Source organism: Paracoccus sp. MBLB3053, from assembly GCF_031822435.1.
GTDB lineage: Bacteria > Pseudomonadota > Alphaproteobacteria > Rhodobacterales > Rhodobacteraceae > Paracoccus > Paracoccus aurantius.
In genome coordinates this window covers 413213-438202 of record NZ_JAVQLW010000003.1, presented here as the reverse complement: position 1 = coordinate 438202, position 24990 = coordinate 413213, and the positions used below count along the sequence as shown (strand labels likewise).

At 61.4% G+C, this 24990-nt stretch carries 21 protein-coding genes; 7 read left to right on the top strand and 14 right to left on the bottom strand.

All coding sequences use genetic code 11. The features are described 5' to 3' along the window. Positions 1-7: 7 nt before the first annotated feature. The 4 genes from RGQ15_RS18535 to RGQ15_RS18520 form a co-directional block, all read right to left on the bottom strand. A complete protein-coding gene (locus RGQ15_RS18535) occupies positions 8-730 on the bottom strand; it encodes an amino acid ABC transporter ATP-binding protein (protein ID WP_311162211.1) in 723 nt (240 codons plus the stop codon). Then, entirely contained in the window at positions 723-1373 is a 651-nt protein-coding gene (locus tag RGQ15_RS18530) for an amino acid ABC transporter permease (protein WP_311162210.1), read from the bottom strand. The genes RGQ15_RS18535 and RGQ15_RS18530 overlap by 8 nt, the downstream gene beginning before the upstream one ends. A 10-nt stretch (positions 1374-1383) precedes the next feature. Next, positions 1384-2049, bottom strand: coding sequence for an amino acid ABC transporter permease (locus RGQ15_RS18525; protein WP_311162241.1), 666 nt, complete (start codon positions 2047-2049; stop codon positions 1384-1386). A 63-nt stretch (positions 2050-2112) separates the two neighbouring features. Beyond that, entirely contained in the window at positions 2113-2919 is an 807-nt protein-coding gene (locus RGQ15_RS18520) for an ABC transporter substrate-binding protein (RefSeq protein WP_311162208.1), read from the bottom strand. A 289-nt stretch (positions 2920-3208) separates the two neighbouring features. Here RGQ15_RS18520 and RGQ15_RS18515 point away from each other — a divergent pair, with 289 nt between their 5' ends. After that, positions 3209-4228 carry an Ldh family oxidoreductase gene (locus RGQ15_RS18515; RefSeq protein ID WP_311162206.1) on the top strand — a complete coding sequence of 340 codons (1020 nt, stop codon included), beginning with the start codon at positions 3209-3211 and terminating at the stop codon, positions 4226-4228. Between the two features lie 56 nt (positions 4229-4284). Here RGQ15_RS18515 and RGQ15_RS18510 read toward each other — a convergent pair whose 3' ends face one another. The 7 genes from RGQ15_RS18510 to RGQ15_RS18480 form a co-directional block, all read right to left on the bottom strand. Then, a complete protein-coding gene (locus tag RGQ15_RS18510; protein WP_311162205.1) occupies positions 4285-5082 on the bottom strand; it encodes a transglutaminase-like domain-containing protein in 798 nt (265 codons plus the stop codon). Between the two features lie 343 nt (positions 5083-5425). Continuing rightward, the gene (gene purU / locus RGQ15_RS18505; protein ID WP_311162239.1) at positions 5426-6310 is read right to left on the bottom strand and encodes a formyltetrahydrofolate deformylase; all 885 of its coding nucleotides are present in this window, start codon (positions 6308-6310) and stop codon (positions 5426-5428) included. A 138-nt stretch (positions 6311-6448) separates the two neighbouring features. Then, positions 6449-7717, bottom strand: a complete 1269-nt coding sequence (glyA, locus tag RGQ15_RS18500; protein WP_311162204.1) for a serine hydroxymethyltransferase — start codon at positions 7715-7717, stop codon at positions 6449-6451. Positions 7718-7736: 19 nt separating this feature from the next. Next, positions 7737-8288 carry a sarcosine oxidase subunit gamma gene (locus RGQ15_RS18495; RefSeq protein ID WP_311162203.1) on the bottom strand — a complete coding sequence of 184 codons (552 nt, stop codon included), beginning with the start codon at positions 8286-8288 and terminating at the stop codon, positions 7737-7739. A gap of 13 nt (positions 8289-8301) precedes the next feature. Further along, positions 8302-11292 carry a sarcosine oxidase subunit alpha gene (locus tag RGQ15_RS18490; RefSeq protein ID WP_311162202.1) on the bottom strand — a complete coding sequence of 997 codons (2991 nt, stop codon included), beginning with the start codon at positions 11290-11292 and terminating at the stop codon, positions 8302-8304. Continuing rightward, positions 11292-11591 (bottom strand): sarcosine oxidase subunit delta, encoded by a 300-nt coding sequence (locus tag RGQ15_RS18485; protein WP_311162201.1) that lies wholly within the window; start codon positions 11589-11591, stop codon positions 11292-11294. Before RGQ15_RS18485 ends, RGQ15_RS18490 begins: the two co-directional genes overlap by 1 nt. Before the next feature lie 12 nt (positions 11592-11603). Continuing rightward, positions 11604-12857, bottom strand: a complete 1254-nt coding sequence (locus tag RGQ15_RS18480) for a sarcosine oxidase subunit beta family protein (protein WP_311162200.1) — start codon at positions 12855-12857, stop codon at positions 11604-11606. 610 nt (positions 12858-13467) lie between these two features. On the opposite strand from RGQ15_RS18480, the gene RGQ15_RS18475 reads away from it, so the two are divergent. After that, positions 13468-15102 (top strand): BCCT family transporter, encoded by a 1635-nt coding sequence (locus RGQ15_RS18475; RefSeq protein WP_311162237.1) that lies wholly within the window; start codon positions 13468-13470, stop codon positions 15100-15102. Positions 15103-15183: 81 nt separating this feature from the next. Here the strand turns inward: RGQ15_RS18475 and RGQ15_RS18470 are convergent, their stop codons facing one another. Continuing rightward, on the bottom strand, positions 15184-16227 hold the full coding sequence (locus RGQ15_RS18470) for a GlxA family transcriptional regulator (protein WP_311162199.1): 1044 nt from the start codon (positions 16225-16227) through the stop codon (positions 15184-15186). Between the two features lie 189 nt (positions 16228-16416). Here RGQ15_RS18470 and RGQ15_RS18465 point away from each other — a divergent pair, with 189 nt between their 5' ends. The 3 genes from RGQ15_RS18465 (at position 16417) to RGQ15_RS18455 (ending at position 20823) form a co-directional block, all read left to right on the top strand. Continuing rightward, positions 16417-17166 carry an electron transfer flavoprotein subunit beta/FixA family protein gene (locus RGQ15_RS18465; RefSeq protein ID WP_311162198.1) on the top strand — a complete coding sequence of 250 codons (750 nt, stop codon included), beginning with the start codon at positions 16417-16419 and terminating at the stop codon, positions 17164-17166. 16 nt (positions 17167-17182) lie between these two features. After that, positions 17183-18118, top strand: coding sequence for an electron transfer flavoprotein subunit alpha/FixB family protein (locus RGQ15_RS18460; protein ID WP_311162197.1), 936 nt, complete (start codon positions 17183-17185; stop codon positions 18116-18118). Positions 18119-18261: 143 nt separating this feature from the next. After that, positions 18262-20823 (top strand): GcvT family protein, encoded by a 2562-nt coding sequence (locus tag RGQ15_RS18455; RefSeq protein ID WP_311162196.1) that lies wholly within the window; start codon positions 18262-18264, stop codon positions 20821-20823. A gap of 75 nt (positions 20824-20898) precedes the next feature. On the opposite strand, the gene RGQ15_RS18450 is transcribed toward RGQ15_RS18455, so the two are convergent. Beyond that, the gene (locus tag RGQ15_RS18450; protein WP_311162195.1) at positions 20899-21792 is read right to left on the bottom strand and encodes a LysR family transcriptional regulator; all 894 of its coding nucleotides are present in this window, start codon (positions 21790-21792) and stop codon (positions 20899-20901) included. 149 nt (positions 21793-21941) lie between these two features. Between RGQ15_RS18450 and RGQ15_RS18445 the strand changes: the two genes are divergently transcribed. Next, positions 21942-23180: an aromatic ring-hydroxylating oxygenase subunit alpha gene (locus RGQ15_RS18445; protein ID WP_311162194.1), complete on the top strand. Its 1239-nt coding sequence runs from the start codon at positions 21942-21944 to the stop codon at positions 23178-23180. A gap of 5 nt (positions 23181-23185) precedes the next feature. After that, positions 23186-24268 (top strand): hybrid-cluster NAD(P)-dependent oxidoreductase, encoded by a 1083-nt coding sequence (locus RGQ15_RS18440; RefSeq protein WP_311162193.1) that lies wholly within the window; start codon positions 23186-23188, stop codon positions 24266-24268. A gap of 264 nt (positions 24269-24532) precedes the next feature. Here RGQ15_RS18440 and RGQ15_RS18435 read toward each other — a convergent pair whose 3' ends face one another. Continuing rightward, on the bottom strand, positions 24533-24919 hold the full coding sequence (locus RGQ15_RS18435; RefSeq protein ID WP_311162192.1) for an acyl-CoA thioesterase: 387 nt from the start codon (positions 24917-24919) through the stop codon (positions 24533-24535). Positions 24920-24990: the final 71 nt, after the last annotated feature.

Below are 24990 nucleotides of genomic sequence, written 5' to 3'. Positions count from 1 at the left end.
CATGCCCTCAATGCGTCGCTGCCAGGAACTGCTGCAGCTCGGGCGTTTCCGGCGCTCCGAAGAGCGCATCCGGCTTCGCGATCTCGGCCATCACGCCCTTGTGGAAGAAGGCCACCCGATCCGAAACCTCACGCGCGAATTTCATCTCATGCGTGACGCAGATCATGGTCATGCCCTCCGATGCGAGCATGCGCAGAGTGTCCAGAACCTCGCCGACAAGCTGGGGATCGAGGGCCGAGGTTACCTCGTCGAACAGCATGTAGGATGGCGACATCGCCAGCGCGCGGGCGATAGCCATCCGCTGCTGCTGACCGCCCGACATCCGGCTCGGATAGACCTTGAGCTTGTCGCCCAGACCGACATGGGTCAACTGCTTGACCGCCATTTCCTCGGCTTCTGATTTCGAGAGGCCCAGAACCTTCCGGGGCGCCAGCATGACGTTTTCCAGAACGGTCAGGTGCGGGAAGGCATTCCACTGCTGAAAGACGATGCCAATATGGCGACGCAGCTTGTTCAGGTCGGTGCCCTTGGCATGAACATCCGTGCCGTCCACCAGAATGCGCCCGGAATCGATGGGCTCGAGCCCGTTGATGCAGGTCAGCAGCGTGGACTTGCCCGAACCCGAGCCACCGATGACAGTCAGGACCTCGCCCTTTTGGACGGTCAGGTCGATCCCTTTCAGCACTTCAAGCGGGCCGAAGGACTTGCGGACGTTTTCGATCTCAATCATTGGACCACCGTTTTTCCAGATACCCACCGAGACGAGCGATGGGGAAGCTGAGCAGGAAGTAGATCAGGCCGCAGACCGTCAGGATGAACAGCGGCTCTTGCAGGCGCGTCACCAGGATCTGCGAAGCGCGCAACAGCTCGATCAGTCCGAGCCAGAGCACCAGCGAGGAATCCTTCATCACGCCGAGTGTCAGCCCGATCCAGGAAGGCAGGGCGATGCGGGTGGCGAGCGGCGCGACGATGTAGCGCATGTCCTGCCACCAGGTCATGCCCAGAGATCGCGCCGCCCGGCGGGTCGTGCCGGGCACCGAATCGATCGCACCGCGCACGATCTCGGTGCAGTAGGCCGCCGTGTACAGCGACAGGATCACGCAGGAAGTCGTGAACGGCCCCCAACCAAGCTTTGCAATCGACTGGAACGCATTCCCAAGCACCAACTGGATTAGCAGCGGGACGGAACGGAACACGTCCAGAGCGAAAGTCAGCGGCGCGGCCCAGATCGGGCCAAGCTGGAACCGTATCACACCGAACAGAACACCCATCAGGGTTCCGACCGTCACGGATACGCCGGTCACGGCAAGTGTCATCGCCGCGCCCTTGGCGAGGAACCACAGGTCGTTGGCGGTCATTGCGGTATCGAACATGGCGACCCCCTCAGTACCGGAACATGCGCCAGGCAATCAGCCGGGCAGCCAGCGTGACGAGCTTGGCGATCACGTAATAGATCACCGCCGCCAGCGCGAAGAATTCGAAGGTGCGGAAGGACCGCGCGTTCAGGTCCTGGGTGATGCCGGCGAGATCGGTGTTCATGCCGACCGTGACGCCGAGCGAGGTCATCAAGATCGCCCAGACCATCTGGTTCGTCATCGGCAGGAATGCCACCCGCAGCATCTGCGGCAGCACGATCAGCCTGAAGGATTGCAGCGCGCTCATCCCAAGCGACCGACCCGCCCGGGTCTGCGTATCAGGAATGGCCTTCAGGGCACCCCGGAAGTTTTCGGCCAGGTAGCCCGCATTGTTGAACGCGATGCCGGCCAGCAGGGCCGTGTAGGGGCTGAGATGGATACCGATCCCGCCCAGCCCGAAATGCGCCATGTAGATTTGGAAAAGTGCCGGCGTGTTGCGGGCAACTTCGACCCAGGCCCGCGCAAAACCACCCAGTGCCCGGTTGCCCGAAAGCCTGAACAGCGTGAGCGCGATGGCGATCGCAAGACCGATCGCCATGGACAGCACCGCGATCTGCAGCGTGACCAAAGCCCCCTCAAGCATCTGCGGCAGGGCCCGCAATGCCTGGTTCCAGTGAAACGTATAGTTGAACATCAATCTGCCGCCCCAGATCGCGGACCGCCGGAGCATGTCTGTCCCGGCGGTCCTGTCGTCAGTTTAGCGGTAGACGCCCGACACGGTCAGGTCGGGCAGCTCGCCGCCAACCCATTTTTCATAAAGTTCGGCATAGCGGCCGGTCCGAACCTGCTGGTTCACGAACAGGTTCAGGTAGTTCAGCATCCCGTATTCTTCGCGATTGGTGAACAGCGCCACATAATCGGTGTCGAAAGGCGCCTTGCCCACGACCGTGATGCCGGGGAAGTTACCGGTCTTGACATTGGCCTGTGCCACAGTCGACGTCGAGACCGTCGCGTCGATCTGCCCTTGGCTCAGTGCGAGGAAGACGTCGGCCTGCGTCTGGTAGGGACGGAAGCTGCCTTCGCCCCAGGCCTTGACCTGCTCTTCCAGCGCAATTGCCTCGAATGTGCCTGCTGTCGCACCGACCGTCTTGCCCTTGAGGTCGTCGAACGAACCAATGCCTGCCTTGTCATTGGCGGTGACAGCCATTTCGAACGCGAAATAGGGGATCGACATGCCGACCGTCTTGGCACGCTCAAGCGTATCCGAGGTCGAGGCAACGCCAACATCCACGCGCCCCGACATCAGCGCGGGGATGCGCTCGGGGAAGGGGGTTTCGATGATCTCGGCCTCGACGCCAAGCGCGGCGGCAAGATCGTTGCAATAGTCGACGTCGAAGCCGATGGGCTCGTTGTTCTCGTCGCGCGACCCCATCGGCGGGAAGTCAAGAACGACAGCGCAGCGCAGTGTGCCCGACGAAATGATGTCGTCAAGCTTGTCTGCAAAAGCGGGGGTGGTCAGGGCAGTCGCTGTCGCAAGGGCCAGCGCAATAGCCGAAGTCTTCATGATTTTCTTAGCTCCCGTGTTGGATTTCCGGTCTGCAAGGACCGATTCCCGCAACTTGTATGTTGCCTGTCGACACAATAATCAAATATAAAATACACAAAGTATGCAAATTGCGTGGTGCTGCATGAGGCGTTGCCAGATGCGCGACGATTGCCTTGGTTTCGAACAGCAAAGTCAGGCCGCAGCGGGTACACGTACGACATGATCTGCCGACTTTGCGGGCTGTTGCGCGTATTGCATACGTTTAGTATTCATAAAAAATACTGAACTGCGCATGAGTGGAGGCTCCATGACCGATACGACCACGCTAAGCGTCGAGGAACTGACGCAGATCGTCACCCGGATATTTTCTCAGAACGGGCTATCGGCTCTGCAGGCCGAAGCCGTCGCCGCCGTCATCGTGGCGGGCGAGCGTGACGCCTGCAAATCGCATGGCATCTATCGGATCGAAGGCTGCCTTCAAACCGTGCGAGCAGGCAAGGTCGCTCCGCAGGCCGAACCAGAGCTGATCGATGATGGCTCGGCCTTGCTGCGCGTCGATGCCAAAGGGGCGTTTTCGCCCGCCGCCTTTGCGATCGGCGCGCCGGTTCTCGCACAGCGCGCCAAAGACCAGGGCATCGCGGCCCTCGCCATCAACTCCTGCACGCATTTTTCGGCGCTTTGGCCCGAGGTCGAGGCATTGACCGGGATGGGGCTCGCGGCGCTGGCCATGTGCCCCAGCTATTCGACTGTCGCACCTGCGGGAGGAACCCAACCATTGCTGGGCACCAACCCCCTCGCGTTTGGCTGGCCTCGCCCCGATCACCCGCCCTATGTATTCGATTTCGCGACATCGGTTGCTGCACGGGGCGAGATCGAGCTGCACCGCCGGGCCGGAAAGCCGATCCCCGAAGGCTGGGCCATCGGCCCTGACGGCACCCCGACGACAGACCCGGAAGACGCGCTGGCGGGGGCAATGCTGACCTTTGGTGGCCACAAGGGCTCGGCCATTTCGACCATGATCGAGTTGCTCGCCGGTGCGATGATCGGCGACCTGACCAGTCCCGAAGCGCTGGACTATCTGGGCACAACCTCACTTTCGCCCCATCACGGTGAATTGGTGATCGCATTCAGCCCAGAGAAATTTGCGGCCGGGCGGGGTGGCGATCCGTTCTCGCGCGCAGAATTGCTGTTTTCGGCCATTCTTGGTCAAGGCGCACGCCTTCCTTCACAGCGCAGGTTCAGCGCACGCGAAACGTCCCTGCGGAGCGGTATCCGTCTTTCTGCCGCCGAAATGGCCATGCTCAACGAGTTTCTGGCAGCGGCCTAGTCGCTTGCCGACGGGCGAGGGCGGCACTGCGTTTAGGCGAAGGGCCGCAACTTTCCCTAGCGATGATCCCCGGCTTCGATTGGGTCGATCCAGACTCGGAATTCTGCAAGCTCATGCTGGCCGAAACTCAGAGCGAAGGCCACATCGGCCGCGTCACGGCCTCGACCCATCAGCACGCGACCGACCCGCACATCATTGTTGCGCGGGTCGAAGACCCACCATTGCCCGCCCAAGTATACTTCCATCCAGGCGGAGAAATCCATTTCTGGATGAGGCGGTGGTTGCCCGACATCGCTGATATAGCCCGTGCAGTAACGCGCCGGGATGTTGAGACACCGACACAGCGCGATGGCGAGGTGTGTATAGTCCCGGCAGACCCCTACTGCTTCGTTCAGGGTATCGACAGCGGTGCGCGTCGCGCGGGAATACGCATAGCCGAAACTGACATGCTTGTGCACGAAGTCGCAGACCGCCTGCACGCGCGACCATCCCGGTTCTTCATTCCCGAAACACTTCCAGGCATAGGCAGACAGGATGTCGGTTTCGCAGTAGCGACTGGGCAGCAGGAAGGTGAGCACATCGCTGGGCAGCTTTTCGACGGCCAGTTGCCTTGCGGTGACATCTTTTGGATCGGGCTGGCCGCTGTCGCGTAGAATGCTGTCGGTGGATACGACGAACTTGCCCGCCGGAGCCATGACACGGCAGCAGGAATTGCCGAAGCAGTCACGAAAGCTTTCGATCGGGACAATCGGGTCTGTCGCCAGAAGGTTGGGTGTTTCCAGATCGCGGGCCCGCGAATCATGCACTTGCAGCATGAGGATCATCGGCGTTCGTGCCGCCAATTTGTAGGTCATCCGGCAGCCGAGGTGCAGGCGCATCTTCCTGGCTTTCTGTTGCGATCTGGCGGTCAATCAGTCCTGACGGCTGAAGCAAGTCCCGATATCATCGGCCCTTTGATCGAACCGGTGGCAACTCGTGACCGGTGTCGAATGGGGACTATTTTGCAGGCGCTTCCGCGCTTATGCAACCGATGGCGCACGGTTATCGTGATTGCCTTACCCTGACCGCGGGACGACAAGCCCTTTTGGCCTGCCGCGGGGTTGGGCCGGGCAGGCTGATGGGCAAGGCTCCCCGACCGGAGTCATTTTCCCGGTCAGGTTCCGTAACCTGGGCAAGCCGGGTCGACCGTGCCTGGCGTCAGCCCATCCGCTCAGAGGCGTATTCACCCGGACTTGCCGGGAAGACGACGGTCTTGTCGCCATTCATGAAAACCCGGCGATGGATATGGGCGTGAATGGCGCGGGCGAGCACCTGGCTTTCGACGTCGCGGCCAAGGCTGACATAATCCGACGGGCTTTGTGCATGGGTGACGCGAATGATGTCCTGTTCGATGATCGGGCCCTCGTCGAGATCGGCGGTGACGTAATGGCTGGTCGCGCCGATCAGCTTCACGCCGCGCTCGAAGGCCTGCTTGTAGGGATTGGCGCCCTTGAAGCTCGGCAGGAACGAATGGTGGATGTTGATGATCCGGCCTGACATTTCCTGGCACATCTGGTCGGAAAGGATCTGCATGTAACGGGCAAGGACGATCAGTTCTGCACCGGTTTCGCGCACGATGCGCATCTGCTCGGCTTCGGCCTCGGGCTTGTTCGCCTTGGTGACGTTGATGCAGTGGAACGGGATGTCGTGATTCACGACGACCTTCTGATACTCGAGATGGTTCGAGATCACCGCCACGATATCGACGGGCAGGGCGCCGATGCGCCAGCGATAGAGCAGGTCGTTCAGGCAATGGCCGAAGCGCGAGACCATGATGATGACCTTCATCTTCTTCGACGGGTCATGGAAGGCAAAGTTCATGTCGAACTTCTCGGCGACAGCGGCGAATTCTGAAGTCAGGCTGTCGCGGTCTGCCCCTTTCTCGGAAACGAAGCTAAGCCGCATGAAGAAGCGATCATTCTCGACATCGGAGAATTGCGAACTGTCGTGGATATTGCAGCCCTGCTCGGCAAGGAAGGTGGAGATCGCCGCCACGATGCCGGTGCGCACCGGGCAGGAAGCTGTCAGGATGATCTGTGACATGGCTGCTGGACCTTTCATTCAGCATTCCGGCGAGCCGTCAGGCGGCCGACCGGTCTTAATCCGTTGGCAAGAGCGAGGCGGGAACGGAACCGCGGGAATGGCCCGGCCCAAAACATGCGGGGCAGGGCCGGGGTCAGTTCACGATACGTAGATCGGATGGGCGTCGCAAAGTGCCCGCACCTCTTCGCGGACATCTGCTTCGACCTCGGGATTGCCTTCCGGGCTTTCGGCCAAAGCGGCGATCACGCGCAGGATCAGGTTCCCGATCTGCTCGAACTCGGCTTCCCGAAAACCACGGGTCGTGCCGGCTGAAGTTCCCAGACGGATACCCGAGGTGATGAACGGTTTTTCCGGATCATTCGGGATCGAGTTCTTGTTGCAGGTCAGGCCCGCACGCTCGAGCGCGATTTCGGCCGCCTTTCCGGTCACGCCCTTGGGCCGCAGGTCGACAAGGACCATGTGGCAGTCCGTTCCGCCCGACACGATGCCGAGACCGCCGACCAGAAGCACGTCGGCGAGCGCGCGCGCATTATCGATGACCTGGGCCGCGTAATCGCCGAATTCGGGCTGCAAGGCTTCCCCGAAGGCGACGGCCTTGGCGGCGATCACATGCATCAGGGGGCCGCCCTGGTTGCCCGGAAAGACCGCTGAATTCAGCTTCTTCGCGATGGCTTCGTCATTCGTCAGGATGACGCCGCCGCGCGGCCCGCGCAGGGTCTTGTGGGTGGTCGAAGTCACGACATGGGCGTGAGGAACGGGGTTCGGATACCGGCCACCCGCGATCAGCCCGGCGTAATGGGCCATGTCTACCATCAGATAGGCTCCGACCTCGTCGGCGATGCGGCGGAAGCCTTCGAAATCGATGACACGCGGGTAGGCCGAGGCGCCGGCGACGATCAGTTTCGGGCGGGTTTCCAGCGCCTTTTCGCGGACCTTCTCCATGTCGATCAGGTGGCTGACCGGATCGACCTCATAGGACACGACGTCGAACCACTTGCCGGACATGGTAACGGGCGAGCCATGCGTGAGGTGGCCGCCATGCGCCAAGGACAGGCCCATGATCCGGTCGCCGGGCTGAAGCAGCGCAAGGAAGACGGCCTGGTTGGCCTGCGCGCCGGAATGCGGCTGGACGTTGGCGTGTTCAGCCCCGAAGAGCCGCTTCAGGCGGTCGATCGCAACCGCCTCGACCTTGTCGACGAATTCGCAGCCGCCGTAATAGCGTTTGCCCGGGTAGCCCTCGGCATATTTGTTGGTCAGGACCGAGCCTTGAGCTGCCATGACACTGGCCGAGACGATGTTTTCCGAGGCGATCAGCTCGATCTGGCCGCGCTGGCGGTCCAGTTCTTCGGCCACGGCACTTGCGATGACGGCATCCGAGATGCCGCCCTTGGGAAGACGGTCGAACATGGAAAATTTCCTCCGGGGGTCAGGCGATCTCGGCGGCCAGTTCGCGGCAGCCGGTCTTGAGAAGGTGAAGGACGTGGGGCGCGAAGCTGTTCCAGACGTCCATGCGGAAGCGGTCGTCCGCATCGCGCCAGAGGATCACCGTCGCGCCGTCGAACAGGGTCCGGCGCGCAGAGGCGTTGGCGATTGCGTCGATGTCGCGCGGGCAGCCCAACGTCAGAAGTTCCGCCGCGCGTGGTCCGGTCAGAGTGAAGGTCACTTCGCGACCGCCGGTATCGACCAGGCTGTGGGGATGGCTGGAATAGATCGCCGCGCAGGCCGACTGAAGGCGCTCGACCTCGCCGGGTGGCGCAAGGATCACCCATTCGTCGGGGCCAAGACAGGCCACCTCGATCGGGCCGCGAACCGTGGCACCGATCCGGGTCGGCAGCACCATCCCAAGCGCCTCGTTCAGCGCGGAGAGATCGCCGCGCGCCCGCAGCGACAGCCGACCGACATGGCTGCCTGCATCGATGCGGACGGCGGAAGATTCGGCCAGCGTCATCGGGGCAATGGCGGAAAGTGGAGCATTCATGACAGGTGTCTCCTCAGATCTTCAGCCGTGCGTTTTCGGGATCAACGAAGACCATTCCGGTAATCTTCGCAGCAATGGTGCGGTCAGGCATCGGGATGTGAACCGTCTCGCCCATCCGGTCGTGGCCACCCTCGACCAGCGCCAGGGCGATGGGCTGGCCCACCGCGTCAGAATGGTAGGACGAGGTCACATGACCGACCATCTTCATCGGGATCGCCTGTTTCGGGTCGAAGACGATCTGGGCGCCTTCCTCAAGCTTCGAGCCATCGGCCGTGAGCAGGCCGACAAGCTGGCGTCGTCCCCTCGCGATCAGGTCGGGGCGCGCCATGCCGCGCATGCCGACAAAGTCCGGCTTGGTCTTGCCGACCGCCCAGCCCATGCCCGCATCATAGGGCGTGACCGTTCCGTCGGTATCCTGGCCGACGATGATGTAGCCCTTTTCGGCGCGCAGCACGTGCATGGTCTCGGTGCCATATGCGGTGATGCCGTATTGCTGTCCGGCAGCCCAGAGCAATTCCCACAGCTTCCGGCCCATCGGGGCAGGGACGTTGATCTCGAAACCGATCTCGCCGGTGAAGCTGACCCGGAACAGCCGGGCCGTTATCCCCGCAACCCTGCATTCGACGCAGGACATGTGCGGGAAGGCCGCGTCGGTCAGTTCCACGCCCTCGACCAGCGGAGCCAGAAGCTTTGCGGCGTTCGGGCCATTGAGCGCAATGGTGGACCATTGCTCGGTGGTCGAGGTCAGCCAGACATTCAGATCCGGCCATTCGGTCTGCAGGTAGTCCTCCATCATGTTCAGAACCCGCGCCGCGCCGCCCGTCGTGGTGGTGACGTGGAAGCGGTCCTGCGCCAGGCGCCCGATCACGCCATCGTCGCGGATGAAGCCATCATCACCGCAAAGCAGACCGTAGCGGCAGCGGCCGACCCCCAGCTTGGTCCAGGGATTGGTGTACATGCGGTTCATGAATTCGACCGCATCCGGACCCACGACCTCGATCTTGCCAAGAGTGGATGCGTCGAAGATCCCGACCGAGGCCCGCACCGCGCGGCATTCGCGCGAGACGGCCTTGTCCATGTCCTCGCCCGCCTTGGGGAAATACCAGGCCCTGCGCCACTGGCCCACGGGCTCGAAGGCTGCGCCATGCTCTTCGGCCCAGCTGTCGATCTGGGTCTTTCGCGTCACCTCGAAATGTCCGCCGCGGTGATAGCCTGCGAAGGCGCCGAAGCTGGTCGGCGTATAGGGCGGGCGGAAGGTGGTCAGGCCGACCTCGGGCTGGCGCTTGCCAAGGGCGTCGGCGGCGATGTTCAGCCCATTGATGTTCGACATCTTGCCCTGGTCGGTCGCCATGCCATTGGTGGTGTAGCGCTTGACATGCTCGATCGAGCGCATGCCCTCGCGCACGGCAAGGCGGAGGTCCTTGGCGGTGACGTCGTTCTGATAGTCGACGAAGGCCTTGGCCTTGCCGGGGCTCAGGTCGGTCGGCAATTCCTTCATTGAGATGCCGCTGCCGGTCCGGTCGTCCTGGACATGGTATTCCGCCGCCAGGGCGTCCTGCCCCAGAGCGGCGACCACGGCGCGGCCCTTTTCGGCCCCGTCGTTCAGCGCGGCTTGAATTCCCCACAGGCCGCGGCTCGCGCCGGTGATGACGCAGTCTTCGGGGGTCTCGTTGGGCAGGAAGGTGGTGCGGTCCTCATCCCATGCCAGTGATCCCTTGGTATGCGAGAAGAGATGCAGCGACGGCGTCCATCCCCCAGACATGAGGACGGCATCGCAGCTGATCTTCTGCCCGGTGCCCGCCGTGCCGCCCGAGATCGGGTTGACGCGAATCGAGGCGACGCGCAGCCTGCCCGAAGTTGCGGTCGCGCTGTGCGACAGTTTGACCGGGATATTGCGCGCACGAGCCTCGTGCAGGAGTTCGGGGCGCACCGTGGCCCGAATGTCGACGATGGCCCGGATCTGGGCGCCGGCATCCTGCAAATCGAAGGCCGCGTACCAGGCGCTGTCGTGGCAGGTCAGCACGACGGGCCGCTTGCCGACCAGGACACCGTAGCGGTTGAGATAGGTCTGGGCCGAGCCCGCCAGCATGACGCCGGGACGGTCGTTGCCATGAAAGACCAGCGGCTTTTCCAAGGCTCCCTGCGCCAGCACGACTTGCCGTGCCCGGACACGCCACAGCCGCTCGCGCGGGGTGTCGGCCGGCAGTTCCGAAAGATGGTCGGTTAGCTTCTCGCACAGGCCGATCAGGTTCTGGTGGTAATAGCCGATCGCGGTGGTGCGGGTCATCACCCGTACGCCCTGCGCCTTCAGGTCGGCCAATTCCGAGGCGAGCCAGTCCCACGCCGCAAGGCCATCGATCCGGGCTTGCGGTTCGGAAAGCAGCGTGCCGCCCGCTTCAGAGTTCTCGTCGACGATCACCACCTTGAGCCCGCGACCCGCGGCCGCGCGGGCGGCGGCAAGCCCCGCCGGGCCCGCACCCACGATCAGCACGTCGCAATGCATGTTGCGCGAGGCGTAGCTGTCGGGGTCTTCTTCGGTCGGGCTGACGCCAAGACCGGCAGCGGCACGGATGAAGGGCTCGTAGACCTTGTGCCAGAAGCTTTTCGGCCACATGAAGGTCTTGTAGTAGAACCCGGCCGAAAACAGCATGTAGGCCGCGTCATTGACCGCCCCGATGTCGAATTTCAGGCTGGGGAACTTGTTCTGGGAATTGGCCTCGAGGCCCGGCCAGATTTCCTGAACGGTTGCACGGGTGTTCGGCTCGAAACGGCCGGCACCGCGCCGGGTCCCGATCAGGGCGTTCGGTTCCTCGGACCCTGCAGCCACAGGCCCGCGTGGCCGGTGATACTTGAACGAACGGCCCATCAGATGGACGCCGTTCGCCAGCAGCGCCGAGGCCACGGTATCGCCCTGCGCACCGGTGAAGGTCTTGCCGTCAAAGGTGAATTTGACAGGCTTCGCCGTATCGACGCGACCGCGTTTCGGAATGCGGAAACTGCTCATTACATCGCCTCGGTCAAGCTGGAGAGATCGGGCCGCACTGCGCCGACCTTGTAGGTGGTCAGGAAGCGGTCGCTGACAGTATTGCGCACGGCGTTGAAGTAGCGCCCGCATCCGTGCAGGTGGCGCCACCTTTCGTAATGCGGCCCTTTCACGTTCGCGCGGATATACAGAAACTCCTCCCAGTTCGCGTCACTTTCGGTCGAGGGAGTTTCCGGCCGCAGGACATGGGCCTGTCCCGCATAGGTGAACTCGGCCTCGGGCAGGGTTTCATCGCAATATGGGCAATGGATCAGAAGCATGTCAGATGACCTTTAATGTGCGACGGCAGCAGCCGCGGCCTCGTCGATCAGGCGGCCGGTGCGGAAACGTTCCATCGTGAAGGGCGCGTTGATCGGATGGGGCTCGTCCTTGGCGATGGTCCAGGCGAAAGTATGCGCGGCGCCTGGCGTGGCCTTGAACCCGCCCGTGCCCCAGCCGCAGTTGACGTAAAGGCCCTGAACGGGGGTCTTGCCCAGGATCGCCGAACGGTCCGGCGTCACATCGACGATCCCGCCCCATTTGCGCAGCATCCGCATGCGGTTGAAGATCGGGAAGACTTCCGTGATCGCGGCAATCGTGTGCTCGATCAGCGGCAGCCCGCCGCGCTGCGAATAGGAGGTGTACTGATCGGTGCCCGAGCCGATCACCAGCTCGCCCTTGTCGGACTGGCTGATATAGGCGTGGACCGCGTTCGACATCACGACGCAGGGGAAAATCGGCTTGATCGGTTCACTGACCAGCGCCTGCAGGGGATAGCTTTCCAAGGGCAGGCGCACGCCTGCGGTCTCCATCACCACCGAGGTATGACCGGCGGCCGACACAGCGACCTTCTTGGCCTTGATGAAACCCTTGGCCGTTTCGACACCGGCGACCGATCCGTCCGCATTTCTGCGAATTGCGGTAACCGCGCAGTTCTGGATGATGTCCACGCCGCGCGCCGCAGCGCCACGTGCGTAGCCCCATGCGACCGCATCATGGCGCGCCGTGCCTGCGCGTTCCTGCAGTGCACCGCCCATGACCGGGTAGCGGGCATTCGGCGAGATGTTGAGCGGCGGGCAATATTCCTTGCATTCCTCGGTCGTGAGCCAGCGGTTGTCGACGCCGTTCAGCCGGTTGGCATGGATATGGCGCTTGAAGCTTTGGACATCATGCACATTATGGGCCAGCATCAGGCAGCCCCGGCGCGAATACATCACGTTGTAGTTCAGCTCCTGGCTGAGACCCTCCCACAGGTCGACCGCGTGATCGAAGAGCCGCGCGCTTTCATCGTAGAGATAGTTCGAGCGGATGATGGTCGTGTTCCGGCCGGTATTGCCGCCACCCAGCCAGCCCTTGTCGATCACCGCGACATTGGTAATGCCATGCTGCTTGGCGAGGTAGTAGGCCGCGCCCAGACCATGGCCGCCCGCGCCGACGATGACGACGTCATATTCCTTCTTGGGTTGGCTATCGGGCCATTGCTCGGTCCAGTTCTTGTGACCGGTCAGGGCGTTCTTGAGAACGTTGAAAGCGTTGAAGCGCGTCATGTGCGTGACCCCTGGGCTGGGATGAATTCAGAACCAAATACCTTTTTTCCTGATTTTGCTTTTGAAGCTTTGCGTCATGGGGAATGAAGAACTGCGCCACAGCCGGGCCGGGCAGAACTGGCGTGTCCGAACGACGGGACGATAAAGCCGGACCGCTCTTGCCGAAGCTTTCACGACACCGTCACAAAAAAGGGGCATGGTGGCCAAAATTACATTGATTTTGTTCCACTTTTTTTATGCTAGCGCACCTGAGACCGGGATATTGCGCAAGTGGGAACAGGGTCGGCAAATTCCGGCCTGACCGGAATACTGGATGATTGGCGTCCCGATTATACCGTCGGCGCGTCGCATCAATCCTCTCGTGACATGTGGTTTCACGAAATAAGGCAACTACTGCATACCTGCCTGTCGCCGGTCCGGTTCCAGGCCAGCCGCAAAGCAAGCAAAGCGCGTGCGCGAGCGCTTGCCGGCTCTGTCAACGCGACTGTCCGTCAGGGCACCGCTGGGTCGGAACCGGCCAATGCGTTCTCGTGCAAGGAAAGCCTCGTTTCCAATGTGAGGAAACGAAGGGCCCTTTTCCAATTCGGGAGGACCAAACTTGACCTATCCAATAGAGACAGGCGGCACGGATGCGCCTGATCATACGCCTCCGGCCGAAAGTGTGATCCAGACGGATTACAAGATCGGCCGGGACAACGTCGAAGGATATTTCGGCCCGTTCGGGTTCGACATTCACAACCCGGTCTTCGGAATATCGGCGGTCAGCGTCATTATTCTGGTGATCTTCACGCTGGCGATGCCCGATCTTGCTAGCAACCTGTTTCAGGCTCTTTTCTCGACCGTAACCAGCGGCTTCGACTGGTTCTTCATTGGCGCAGCCGATGTATTTGTCATTCTTTGCCTCGTCCTGGTGTTGAGCCCCTATGGCAAGGTTCGGCTTGGCGGCCGCGATGCGGTGCCGGATTTCGGATATGCAAGCTGGTTCTCGATGCTGTTCGCGGCGGGGATGGGCATCGGGCTGATGTTTTACGGCGTCTCGGAACCGCTCAGCCATTTCTCATCATCCATGGGCGGCACGTCCATCGGAGACGCGGGCGTGCGCAGTGACTGGGCTCCGCTGGGCGCGGCACCGAACCAGGACGAAGCGGTTCGTCTGGGTATGGCGGCCTCGATCTTTCACTGGGCCCTTCATCCATGGGCGATCTATGCGGTGGTGGGTCTTAGCCTTGCGCTTTTCACCTATAACAAGGGGCTCCCGCTGACCATTCGCTCGGCCTTCTATCCGATCTTCGGGGAACGCGTCTGGGGATGGCCGGGCCATCTGATCGACATCCTGGCGGTGCTTGCCACGCTCTTCGGTCTCGCGACGTCGCTGGGCCTGGGTGCCGCGCAAGCAAATGCGGGCTTCAACAAGATCTTCGGCATGCCGGTGAGCGAGAACATGCAAGTGATCCTGATCGTGGTCATTACTGCGATCGCGCTTTTCTCGGTTATCCGGGGTCTGGAAGCGGGGGTAAAGCTGCTCTCCGAGATCAATATGGGGCTTGCCCTGGTGTTGTTGCTGTTCGTGCTTTTCGTCGGACCGACCATGCTGCTTGTCACGGATATGGGAAGCTTTCTCATGGCCTATTTCAAGTATCTGCCGGCACTTTCCAATCCGGTCGGCCGCGACGACCTGAACTTCATGCAGGGCTGGACATCGTTCTATTGGGCCTGGTGGATTTCCTGGTCACCTTTCGTCGGTATGTTCATCGCACGGGTTTCTCGCGGTCGGACCGTGCGGGAATTCATCATCAGCGTCCTGCTCGTGCCGTCGCTCGTCTGCGTGATCTGGATGTCGATCTTTGGTGGCACGGCGATCAGCCAGGTCGTGCGTGACGGCTATACCGCCGTTCAGGATGCGGACCTGCCGCTGCAGCTGTTCGTCATGTTCGACAAGATGCCGCTTTCGTCGATCACCTCGTTCATCGGGATCATTCTTGTCATCGTGTTCTTCGTGACCTCGTCGGATTCCGGCTCACTGGTGATCGACACGATCACCGCGGGGGGCAAGGTGAACGCGCCTGTCCCGCAACGTGTCTTCTGGTGCGTGTTCGAGGGTGTCATCGCGATCGTCTTGCTGCTTTCGGCGGGTGGGCTGAAATCACTGCAATCCATGGTCATTTCGACTGGTCTGCCCTTCACCATCGTCCTTCTGGTGATGTGTGTTGCGATCGTCCGCGGCTTGGCCAGCGAACCGCGCTGAACAAGGCCCAATCGGATCAAGTAACGGCCGCCGCGTTGCACCGCGCTTCGCGGCGGCTTCCTTTTCCGACGGATCGCCGTTTCAGCTCGCAAGCCCGTTTGCCTGTCGCAAGGCAAGGGGCGTGCAATCGAAATGTCGCCGGAACATCCGACTCAGATGCGACGAATCGCAGAAGCCGCAATCGACCGCCACCTGCGCGATGGACTTTTGGCTTGTGGTCAAAAGATGATGGGCCAGCGAAAGCCGAATGCTGAGAAAAGCCGCCTGCGGCGAGATGTCCAGAGCGACGCGGAAATGCCGCTCGACCTGCCGCTTGCTATGTCCGATCCGCTTTGCGACCTCGGCGACAGAGATCGGCATGTCGATGTTTTGCTGCATCAACAGCAATGCCCTGAGCACGATCGGATCGCGTGTCTTGAAGGCAAGCGTGGTTCCCGGTTGCGGCTTCTCGGCCCCAAGCGCCTCATCGATGATCATGATATGCAGGCTCTTGCTGGCCTGGGCGCGTCCCACATGCTTGTCGACGAGATAGGCCGCGAGATGCGCCGAACTGGCCCCGCCCGAACACGTAAGCCGATCGCGATCCACCACGAAGATCTGATCGGCGACCGGGTTTAGCCCCTCGAACTGCTCGAGGAAGTCGGCGTGGTGGAACCAGCTCACGCAGCAGCGATAGCCATTCAGAAGCCCCGCCTGGTGCAACAAGAACGCCCCGGTGCAGACGCCGATCAGGGGCACACCCGCCGAAGCCGCCTGATGCAGGAAGCGCACGAAGGCCGGGCTTAGGTTCGGCATTTCATCCATCAGCCCGCCGACCACGACGATGTAGTCGAATCGCGACGGATCGCCCAGACGCTCCTTGGGTTGGACGGAAATCCCGCAGCTAGAGGTCACGGCGTCCATCGTGTCCGACACGACCGTCCACTTGCACAGGATCGGACGGCTTCTATCGCCCTCGTCGGCGGAAAGCCGCAGGACATCGACGAAATTCGCGAATGCGCAAAGCGTGAAGCGCTTGGCCAAGATGAACCCGACGGACAGCCGGGTCTCGTCCTGGCGGCGACGAATTGGGGAGGTTGCGCCGGTGCGTGCTGCCGGGCTGGTCAGAATTGGGCGGGGTTCCATCGGGTCAATCTTGGCGTCTGACGATCTTCCGTGGGTTCCTGTCGTAGCCTTAATCTTTGTTCGCCGCAATCGTCCTGTTTTTTGTCCTGTTCTCGTCGCAATACTTCGTTCCACGAATCCAGAACCCCGGGGACTGCACGGGGCTTGCAAGCCCCGGCCAGGCCGGGGCTCTGATAGAGAGGAAATGCAATGAAGATCTTGGTCCCCGTGAAGCGCGTCGTCGACTTCAACGTCAAGATCCGTGTGAAAGCGGATGGTTCGGGCGTCGATCTGGCGAATGTGAAGTTGTCCATGAACCCTTTTGACGAGATCGCGGTCGAAGAGGCGGTCCGTCTCAAGGAAGCAGGCAAGGCCACCGAGGTCATCGTTGTGTCGATCGGGCCAGCCCAGGCGCAAGAGACGCTGCGGACCGCACTGGCGATGGGGGCGGACCGGGCGATCCTGATCTCGGTCGAGCGCAACGTCGAACCGCTGACCGTCGCAAAACTCCTGAAAGGTGTTGTCGCGGAAGAACAGCCCGGCCTGGTGATCCTTGGCAAGCAGGCGATCGATGATGACGCGAACCAGACAGGCCAGATGCTGGCGGCGCTGCTCGGCTGGTCGCAGGCGACATTCGCTTCGTCCATCGAACTGGGCGAAGGAAGTGCGAAGGTCACGCGCGAAGTCGATGGCGGCCTGCAGGCAATCGAGGTGGCGCTGCCCACCATTGTCACGGCCGATTTGCGCCTGAACGAGCCGCGCTACGCATCGCTGCCGAATATCATGAAGGCGAAGAAGAAGCCGCTGGACCAGAAGAGCCCGGAAGATTTCGGCGTCTCGGTCGAGCCGCGTCTGACCGTCCTGCGGGTCGAGGAACCCGCGACACGCGCGGCGGGCATCAAGGTGGCAAACGTCACCGAACTGCTCGACAAGCTCAAGAACGAAGCTGGCGTCATCTGAAGCGGGAGCACTGAACATGGCAATTCTACTTTTTGCAGACCACGACAACGCAGTTCTCTCGGAACAGACCGTTCGGGCGCTTACTGCTGCCACCCAGATCGGTGAAGAGATCGATATCCTGGTCGCCGGACAGAATGCGTCCGGCGCGGCTGAGGCCGCAGCGAAGCTTGCGGGCATCCGCAAGGTGCTATTGGCTGAGCAGGATGCGCTGGAGCATCGCCTGGCCGAACCGACCGCCGCGCTCATCCTCGCGCTGTCCGGGGATTACGGCACGATCCTGGCCCCCGCGACCACGACCGGGAAGAACGTGCTGCCGCGCGTCGCAGCGCTTCTGGATGTCATGCAAATCTCGGAAATCACCGAGGTTGTCGCCGCCGACACGTTCAAGCGCCCGATCTATGCCGGAAACGCGATTGAAGTCGTTCAGTCGACCGAGGCGAAGAAGGTCCTGACGGTTCGCACGGCGAGCTTTGCCCCAGCCGGTGCCGCCGCTGCCCCTGCGCCGGTTCAGGTGGTCGAGACCGGCGCCGAAGCCGCGTCGCTGTCGCGCTTTGTCGAGAACATGCTGTCGAAAAGCGAACGCCCGGAACTGGGGTCGGCCCGGATCATCGTTTCGGGCGGTCGCGCGCTCGGCTCGGATGAAAAATTCCGTTCTGTGCTCAACCCGGTGGCGGACAAGCTGGGCGCGGCGGTCGGAGCCTCGCGCGCTGCCGTCGATGCAGGCTATGCGCCAAACGATTTCCAGGTCGGCCAGACCGGCAAGATCGTGGCCCCCGATCTTTACGTCGCATGCGGGATCTCGGGCGCGATCCAGCACCTTGCCGGTATGAAGGATTCGAAGATCATCGTCGCGATCAACTCGGATGAAGAGGCTCCGATCTTCCAGGTCGCCGATTACGGGATCGTTGGCGATCTTTTCGAAATCCTCCCGGAACTGGAGCGTCAACTTTGACGCTTCGCGCCGTTCGTCCGGGGAAGCCTGCGCAATGATCGGCCAGCGTTTTGCCGCTTCCGCAGATGCCGAACTTGCGTCAGTTTCGGGAGAGTTGCCCGAGCCGGCACATCATCAAGAACTTCAAGTAAAAGGACTGCAGCATGTCTTCGTTTCCTGACCGGGCCAAGGTCGTTATCGTCGGTCTCGGGGGCATCGTCGGTGCCTCTGTCGCGCATCATCTGATCGAGAATGGCTGGGACGATATTGTCGGCATCGACAAGTCGGGCATCCCGACCGATATCGGATCGACCGCGCATGCATCCGACTTCTGCTACGCAACCAGCCATGACCTGCTGTCCTGCTGGACGACCATGTACTCGATGGATTTCTACGAGAAGATGGGTCACTACGCCCGGATCGGCGGGTTGGAAGTTGCCCGCGTCGGCGATGACGCCCGGATGGAAGAGCTCAAGCGCCGCGTCGATTCCTGTCGCGCCTTCGGCACCAACGTCAAGATCATCTCGGCCGCCGAGGCCAAGGAGAAATTCCCGCTGCTGGAAGAAGACCAGATCCAGGGCGCGCTTTGGGATCCCGATGCGGGGCTTGTGATCCCGCGCTCGCAGACCGTTGCGGGCAAGCTGGTCGACCAGGGCGTCGCTGCCGGCAAGCTGAAGATGTTTGCCAATACACCGGCGCTGGAACTGATCCACGAGAATGGCCGCATTACCGGCGTGCGTACCCCGCGCGGCACGATCATGGCCGATTACGTTGTGGTTTGCGCCGGCCTGTGGGGTCGACTGATTGCCGAACTGGCGGGTGAAGACCTTCCCGTCATGCCTGTCGACCATCCTCTGACCTTCTTTGGTCCCTATGACGAATTCGCTGGCACCGGGCTCGAAATCGGCCGCCCGCTGCTGCGCGACCAGGGCAATTCGGCCTATCTGCGCGACACGGGCGACCCGAAGACCACCGAAGGCGGCCAGATCGAATGGGGCTACTATTATGAAAAGGACGTGCGGATGGTCCATCCGCGCGAGCTGTTGGAAAAGGATCAGGCGCGGCTTTCGCCTTCGCAGCGCGACCTGGAACTGGACGACGTGATCGAGCCCCTGGAACGCGCAATCGAACTGACCCCGATCCTCGCTGAGCTTGGCTTCAACGAAAGCCATTCCTTCAACGGGCTCTTGCAGACCACGACCGATGGCGGCCCCTCGATGGGCGAAAGCCGCAAGCTGCGCGGCTTGTGGTACGCCGTCGCGATCTGGGTCAAGGACGGCCCCGGGATGGGCAAGCTGATCGCGGACTGGATGACCAAGGGCCGCACCGATATCGACCATAACCGCATCGACTATGCGCGCTTCAGCGATTTCCAGCTGACCGAGGATTTCATCTGGGGCCGCTGCGAGGAAACCGCCGCCAAGATCTACAACCCGCCGGTCCACCCGCGCGAGCCCTTCGCCAGCGGCCGCGGCATCCGCCGCTCGCCCTTCCACGAGCGCGAGAAGGAACTTGGCGGATATTTCATGGAGCTTGGCGGCTGGGAACGCGCGCATGGCTATGCCGCGAACGAGCATCTGCTGGAAAAATTCGCCGATCAGGTTCCGGTGCGCGAAAACGAATGGGACAATCGTCACTTCTGGCGCGTCTCGAATGCCGAGCAGCTTGAGATGAGCGAGAATTGCGGCATCATCAACCTGTCGCACTTCCACATGACCGACATCGCGGGCCCGGATCATGTCGAGCTGATGGAATGGCTTTGCGCCGCCAAGATCGGTGGCGACGCCAATATTGGCAAGGGTATCTACACCCATATGCTGGATGATGAAGGCATGGTGCGCGCGGACTTCACGGTGTTCCGCATGGCCGACCGCTGCCGCCTCGTGAACGGGGCCGATGCCGGACCGCGTGACTACCAGTACATGCGTCGTGTCGCACAGGACCGTGGGCTCGACGTCACGATCACCGATGTCACCGAGAACTATACCACGATTGGCATCTGGGGTCCGAACGCCCGCGAAAACCTGCAGAAGGTCGTGGCAGATCCGGCAGCGTTGGAGGTGGACAACTTCCCGTTCGCGGCAATCCGCCAGATCGAGATCGCCGGAAAGAACGTGACTGCGTTCCGCATCTCGTATGTGGGTGAGCAGGGCTGGGAACTGCACATGGCGTATGAAGACGGGCTTGCCGTTTGGGACGCGCTACGGTCGACCGGCGTGATTGCGGTGGGCGTCGAAACCTATGCGAACTCGCGTCGCCTGGAAAAGTCGCTGCGCCTGCAGAACGCCGACCTGATCACGCAATACAACCTCTACGAGGCCGACCTGTCGCGTCCGAAGGTCAAGGAAGCCGATTTCCGCGGCAAGGCGAAACATGAGGAATATCGGGCGCGGGAACATCAACCCGCGATGCTCTGCACGCTGGTCATGACGGAGAACACCGATGAGAAGGGCGTCGCGCGCTACCCGGTCGGCACCCTGCCGGTGATGGACCCCGAGACCGGAGAAACGCTGGTCGACGAGCTGGGCCGGCGTTCCTACACGACCTCGATCGCCTATGGCCCGAGCATCGGCAAGAACATCGCGCTGGCTTATCTTCCGTGGGAATACTGCCAGGAAGGCCGCAAACTTCAAGTGACCTATTTCGATGAGGTCTATCCGGTCGAGGTGGTGGGGATCGGCTACAAACCGCTTTACGATCCGCAAAACCTCAAGCCGCGCAGCTGAGCGTTCCGACGCGAAGTAAACTCAACATGCTCCGGCGGCGTCGATCCCGCCGGAGCTTTTCCATCAGGGGGCTTATCAGACGGCGGTGTCGCGAATATCCTGTCCGACGAGCCAATCGGCGAAAAGCTTTGCATTGGCCGAAGCCTGGCCGTGAATGCGGACATAGAATGGATAGGGCGATTCCATCGCCTCGGGGACGAGCTGCACGAGGCGGCCGCTGGAAAGGTGTTCCGAGACCATGCCTTCCCAGCCAAGGACGGCGCCAATGTGATCCTCGGCAGCTTTCAGCGAAATCAGGTAGTTGTTGAGGTAGAAGCCTGGTCCCTTGGGCGGGGGCCTGTCCATAGCTGCAAGCCATTCCGGCCAATCCGTCCAGGCATTCGCTCCGGAAATGGTATGGATCAGGGGAACACGAGACAGGTCCGAGATCCTCTGGATCGAATGCGCTTCGGCGAACTGGCTGGACCCCAGGGCGAGAATGCGGTCACGAAACCAGACCCGGGTTTCGTCACTGGTCAGATCGGGATCACCGTAATGAATGCTCAGGTCGACCCCCTGCGCCGGGCCGCCATCCTGAATGAATTGTGAAATGGCGATGGTCGGATGAGATTTCCAGAAGGTTGCCAGCCGGGGCGTCAGCAACAGTCCGCCCATGGCTGTGGTCGCGGCGATCGATACGCCGGTGCGGTCGTGGCGACTGCGAATTTTCGCGACGGTCTCGGAAATCGACTCGAATCCGCGCTGCAGCGAAACAAACAGAAGGGCCCCCGATTCGGTCAGTTCCACCGATCGGTATTGCCGCGTAAATAGTTGTCTTCCCAACTCAATTTCAAGAGCTTTGATCCTGTGGCTGACGGCTGCGGGTGTCACGTTCAACTCTGACGAGGCTCTCTTGAAGCTTAGATGCCGGGCCGCTGCCTCGAAGCAGGCGAGGTCGGTGAGCGAGGGAAAATCATAGGGTCGGGTCATGGCGGAGATTCGCTTCTGCTGGTGACGGGCGACAGGTCGAACAGATTAGCCATGCTAAACTCAGATGAGATTTTTGCGAATTGTCAATTGCGACGCGAAATGGCTCTTTCGCGGCCAGATTGCCCGCCTCGCGACACAGGAGTTCCGCAATGGCAAGCCAGCACGACACGCTTTCCGAACTGCTTTCCCGGCACGAAGCGGGATATGCGCTCCAGCAGCCATTCTATACCTCGCCCGAGATCTTCGAAGCGGATATGGAAGCGATCTTTTATCGCGAATGGCTCTTTGCCTTTCCGGCCTGTACGCTTGAGAAATCCGGCAGCTTCCAGCGCCTGCGCGTTGGCGCCTATGACGTAATCGTTCTACGTGACGGTCAGGGCAACATTCGTGCGTTTCACAATTCCTGCCGGCACCGCGGATCGGTCGTCTGCAATGTCGCGCAGGGCCGTGTCGCGAAACTGACCTGCCCCTATCATCAATGGACCTATGATCTGGATGGCCGGCTGATCTGGGCGCGTGACATGGGGGAAAACTTCGATACCTCGAAGCACGGCCTGAAGACGGTTCATTGTCGTGTGGTATCGGGTCTTGTCTATATCTGCCTTGCCAAGGTGGCTCCAGATTTCGACGAATTCGCGAATATGGTGACGCCTTATCTGGGCGTGCACGACCTGTCCAATGCCAAGGTCGCATTCCAGTCCACGATCATAGAAAACGGCAACTGGAAGCTGGTCTGGGAAAACAACCGCGAATGCTATCACTGCGCGGGCAATCACCCCGACCTTTGCCGGACCTATCCCGAGGACCCCTCGATCACCGGTGTAAGCCCCGACGGGACCTTCCCTGAGAAGGTGGAAAGGCACTTCAACCGGCTCGAGGCGGCAGGTGCACCTTCGCGGTTCAGGATCGATGCGAACGGCCAGTACCGGGTCGCACGGATGCCCCTGCTCGACGGCGCAGAAAGCTATACCGTCAGCGGCAAGATTGCGGTGCAAAAGCGCTTGGGCCAGGTCCCTTTCCTCGATGCCGGCACGCTCCTGATGTTCCATTATCCGACCACTTGGAACCATTTCCTGACCGACCATTCGATCACATTCCGTGTTACCCCGCTCAGCCCGACCGAAACCGAGGTGCAGACCACATGGCTGGTGAACAAGGATGCGGTCGAGGGCGTCGATTATGACCTGAAGAACCTCACGACGGTCTGGGAACACACCAATGACGAGGATCGTCGTGTGGTCGAGGATAACCAGCAGGGGATCAATTCCCCGGTCTACGAGCCCGGCCCCTATTCGGCAAAACACGAAGATGGCGTCATGCAGTTCGTCGATTGGTACCTTGCCCGCATGCGCAGCGCGCATCTTCCCGCCACTCTTGCTGCGGAGTAATTCAGATGGTGTCGAAGCAAGCCGCCGCCGAACTGGTCTGGACGGATGACGAACCGCTGGAATGCGTCTCGGTCCTGCCCGAGGCGCCCAATGTGGTGACGGTCTGCTTCCAGTCCCCTTCGGGGCGGCCGTTCAATTTTCACCCCGGGCAGTTCATCACCCTTGAACTGCCCGTTCCGGGCGGCCCCCTTTATCGCACCTACACGATCTCCTCGTCCCCATCGCGGCCGAAATCGTTGTCGGTAACGATCAAGGCGCAGGCGGATTCGATCGGAACCCGGTGGATCATCGAGAACCTGCAACCCGGGGCAACCCTCAAGGGATCGGGTCCTGCCGGGCATTTCACCTCGACGCAGCATCCGGCCGAGAAGTATCTCTTCATTTCGGCTGGATCGGGCATTACCCCGATGATGTCGATGACGACGGATATCTACGATCATGGCCGCAATTGCGACATCGTCTTCGTGAACTGTGCACGGCGCCCTTCGGAGATCATATTCAAGCGTCGGCTTGAACACATGGCGACGCGGATCGACGGGCTGGACCTTAAATGGGTCGTCCAGGAACCTGACCCCTATCAGCCCTGGACCGGCTATCAGGGCCGATTCAACCAGCTGATGCTGGGATTGATGGCGCCAGACTATCTTGAACGTGAAGTGTTCTGCTGTGGGCCCGAAAACTTCATGCAGTCCGTGCGCGAAGCCTTGGCAGGTCTTGGGTTCGATATGGAACGATACCATCAGGAAAGCTTCCACGCTCCCCAAGCCTCCGAGGCCAAGCTGATCGTCGCGCCGCAGCATCACGACGACCTGCCCGAAATGAACGTGATGGCCGAGATCAATTTCGCGGGCTCCGGCATCACGACGTCCTGCCATGAAACCGAAACCGTCCTTGCCGCTGCGCGATCTGCTGGTGTTGCAATCCCTTCGGGCTGCACCTTCGGGATTTGCGGCTCCTGCAAGATCCGCAAGACCGCGGGCGAGGTTCACATGGTCCATAATGGCGGGATTACCGAGGATGAGATCGAGGAAGGTTATATCCTTGCCTGCTGCTCGAATCCGCGCGGCAATGTCACGCTCGAAATTTGAAATCGAGACTGATTGACGTGCTCGCGACAAGAAGGCCGGGCGCGTCTGCATTCCGTAGCGGCCGTGCGTCAGCCTTGATCCGGGCTAAGGATCAAGGCCGCCGGAACGCGGTCATGCCACATGGCTGTCGATAGACCCCGCGGCCCGGTGGAAGCGGGCATGCGCATTCCCGGAAAATCCCGGACGCAAGTCTGTTTGAAAGCTCGACGAGCCGATCCGGCAAACGATGGCTCGATTGGAAGGATGCCGGCTTCCCGATGCGCTTCAGCCTTGGTCGATGACAGGGCGGGCCCCGCCCTCATCGTCGAGGGCGACGAAGGTGAAGGTCGCCTCCGTGACCTTCTGGGTCGTTTCGCTGTCACGCTGCCGCCGCCATGCCTCCACGTTGATGCGCATGGATGTTCGCCCAATGCTGACGATCTCGGCATAAAGCGAGACTTCATCGCCGACCTTCACCGGACGATGAAACTTCATGCCCTCGACAGCGATTGTCGCGCTTCGTCCGCGAGCTGTGAGCGCGGCGACAGAGCCCGCCGCAAGGTCCATCTGGCTCATAAGCCAACCACCAAAAATATCCCCTGCCGGATTGGTGTCGGCCGGCATGGCAATGGTTCGGATCGTGGGCAGGCCCTGGGGCTGCGTGTCTGGCATGAGCTTATGTGTTCCTTTGCTGGATCTCTTCGCTTTCCGATATTTGTCCTGCAGCTCAGAAGCATAGGCAA

Bases quoted from the DNA above. Each gene is read 5' to 3' on its own strand.
- RGQ15_RS18535 (WP_311162211.1), bottom strand. From the start codon at position 730: ATGATTGAGATCGAAAACGTCCGCAAGTCCTTCGGCCCGCTTGAAGTG.
- RGQ15_RS18530 (WP_311162210.1), bottom strand. From the start codon at position 1,373: ATGTTCGATACCGCAATGACCGCCAACGACCTGTGGTTCCTCGCCAAG.
- RGQ15_RS18525 (WP_311162241.1), bottom strand. From the start codon at position 2,049: ATGTTCAACTATACGTTTCACTGGAACCAGGCATTGCGGGCCCTGCCG.
- RGQ15_RS18520 (WP_311162208.1), bottom strand. From the start codon at position 2,919: ATGAAGACTTCGGCTATTGCGCTGGCCCTTGCGACAGCGACTGCCCTG.
- RGQ15_RS18515 (WP_311162206.1), top strand. From the start codon at position 3,209: ATGACCGATACGACCACGCTAAGCGTCGAGGAACTGACGCAGATCGTC.
- RGQ15_RS18510 (WP_311162205.1), bottom strand. From the start codon at position 5,082: ATGACCTACAAATTGGCGGCACGAACGCCGATGATCCTCATGCTGCAA.
- purU (WP_311162239.1), bottom strand. From the start codon at position 6,310: ATGTCACAGATCATCCTGACAGCTTCCTGCCCGGTGCGCACCGGCATC.
- glyA (WP_311162204.1), bottom strand. From the start codon at position 7,717: ATGTTCGACCGTCTTCCCAAGGGCGGCATCTCGGATGCCGTCATCGCA.
- RGQ15_RS18495 (WP_311162203.1), bottom strand. From the start codon at position 8,288: ATGAATGCTCCACTTTCCGCCATTGCCCCGATGACGCTGGCCGAATCT.
- RGQ15_RS18490 (WP_311162202.1), bottom strand. From the start codon at position 11,292: ATGAGCAGTTTCCGCATTCCGAAACGCGGTCGCGTCGATACGGCGAAG.
- RGQ15_RS18485 (WP_311162201.1), bottom strand. From the start codon at position 11,591: ATGCTTCTGATCCATTGCCCATATTGCGATGAAACCCTGCCCGAGGCC.
- RGQ15_RS18480 (WP_311162200.1), bottom strand. From the start codon at position 12,857: ATGACGCGCTTCAACGCTTTCAACGTTCTCAAGAACGCCCTGACCGGT.
- RGQ15_RS18470 (WP_311162199.1), bottom strand. From the start codon at position 16,227: ATGGAACCCCGCCCAATTCTGACCAGCCCGGCAGCACGCACCGGCGCA.
- RGQ15_RS18465 (WP_311162198.1), top strand. From the start codon at position 16,417: ATGAAGATCTTGGTCCCCGTGAAGCGCGTCGTCGACTTCAACGTCAAG.
- RGQ15_RS18460 (WP_311162197.1), top strand. From the start codon at position 17,183: ATGGCAATTCTACTTTTTGCAGACCACGACAACGCAGTTCTCTCGGAA.
- RGQ15_RS18455 (WP_311162196.1), top strand. From the start codon at position 18,262: ATGTCTTCGTTTCCTGACCGGGCCAAGGTCGTTATCGTCGGTCTCGGG.
- RGQ15_RS18450 (WP_311162195.1), bottom strand. From the start codon at position 21,792: ATGACCCGACCCTATGATTTTCCCTCGCTCACCGACCTCGCCTGCTTC.
- RGQ15_RS18445 (WP_311162194.1), top strand. From the start codon at position 21,942: ATGGCAAGCCAGCACGACACGCTTTCCGAACTGCTTTCCCGGCACGAA.
- RGQ15_RS18440 (WP_311162193.1), top strand. From the start codon at position 23,186: ATGGTGTCGAAGCAAGCCGCCGCCGAACTGGTCTGGACGGATGACGAA.
- RGQ15_RS18435 (WP_311162192.1), bottom strand. From the start codon at position 24,919: ATGCCAGACACGCAGCCCCAGGGCCTGCCCACGATCCGAACCATTGCC.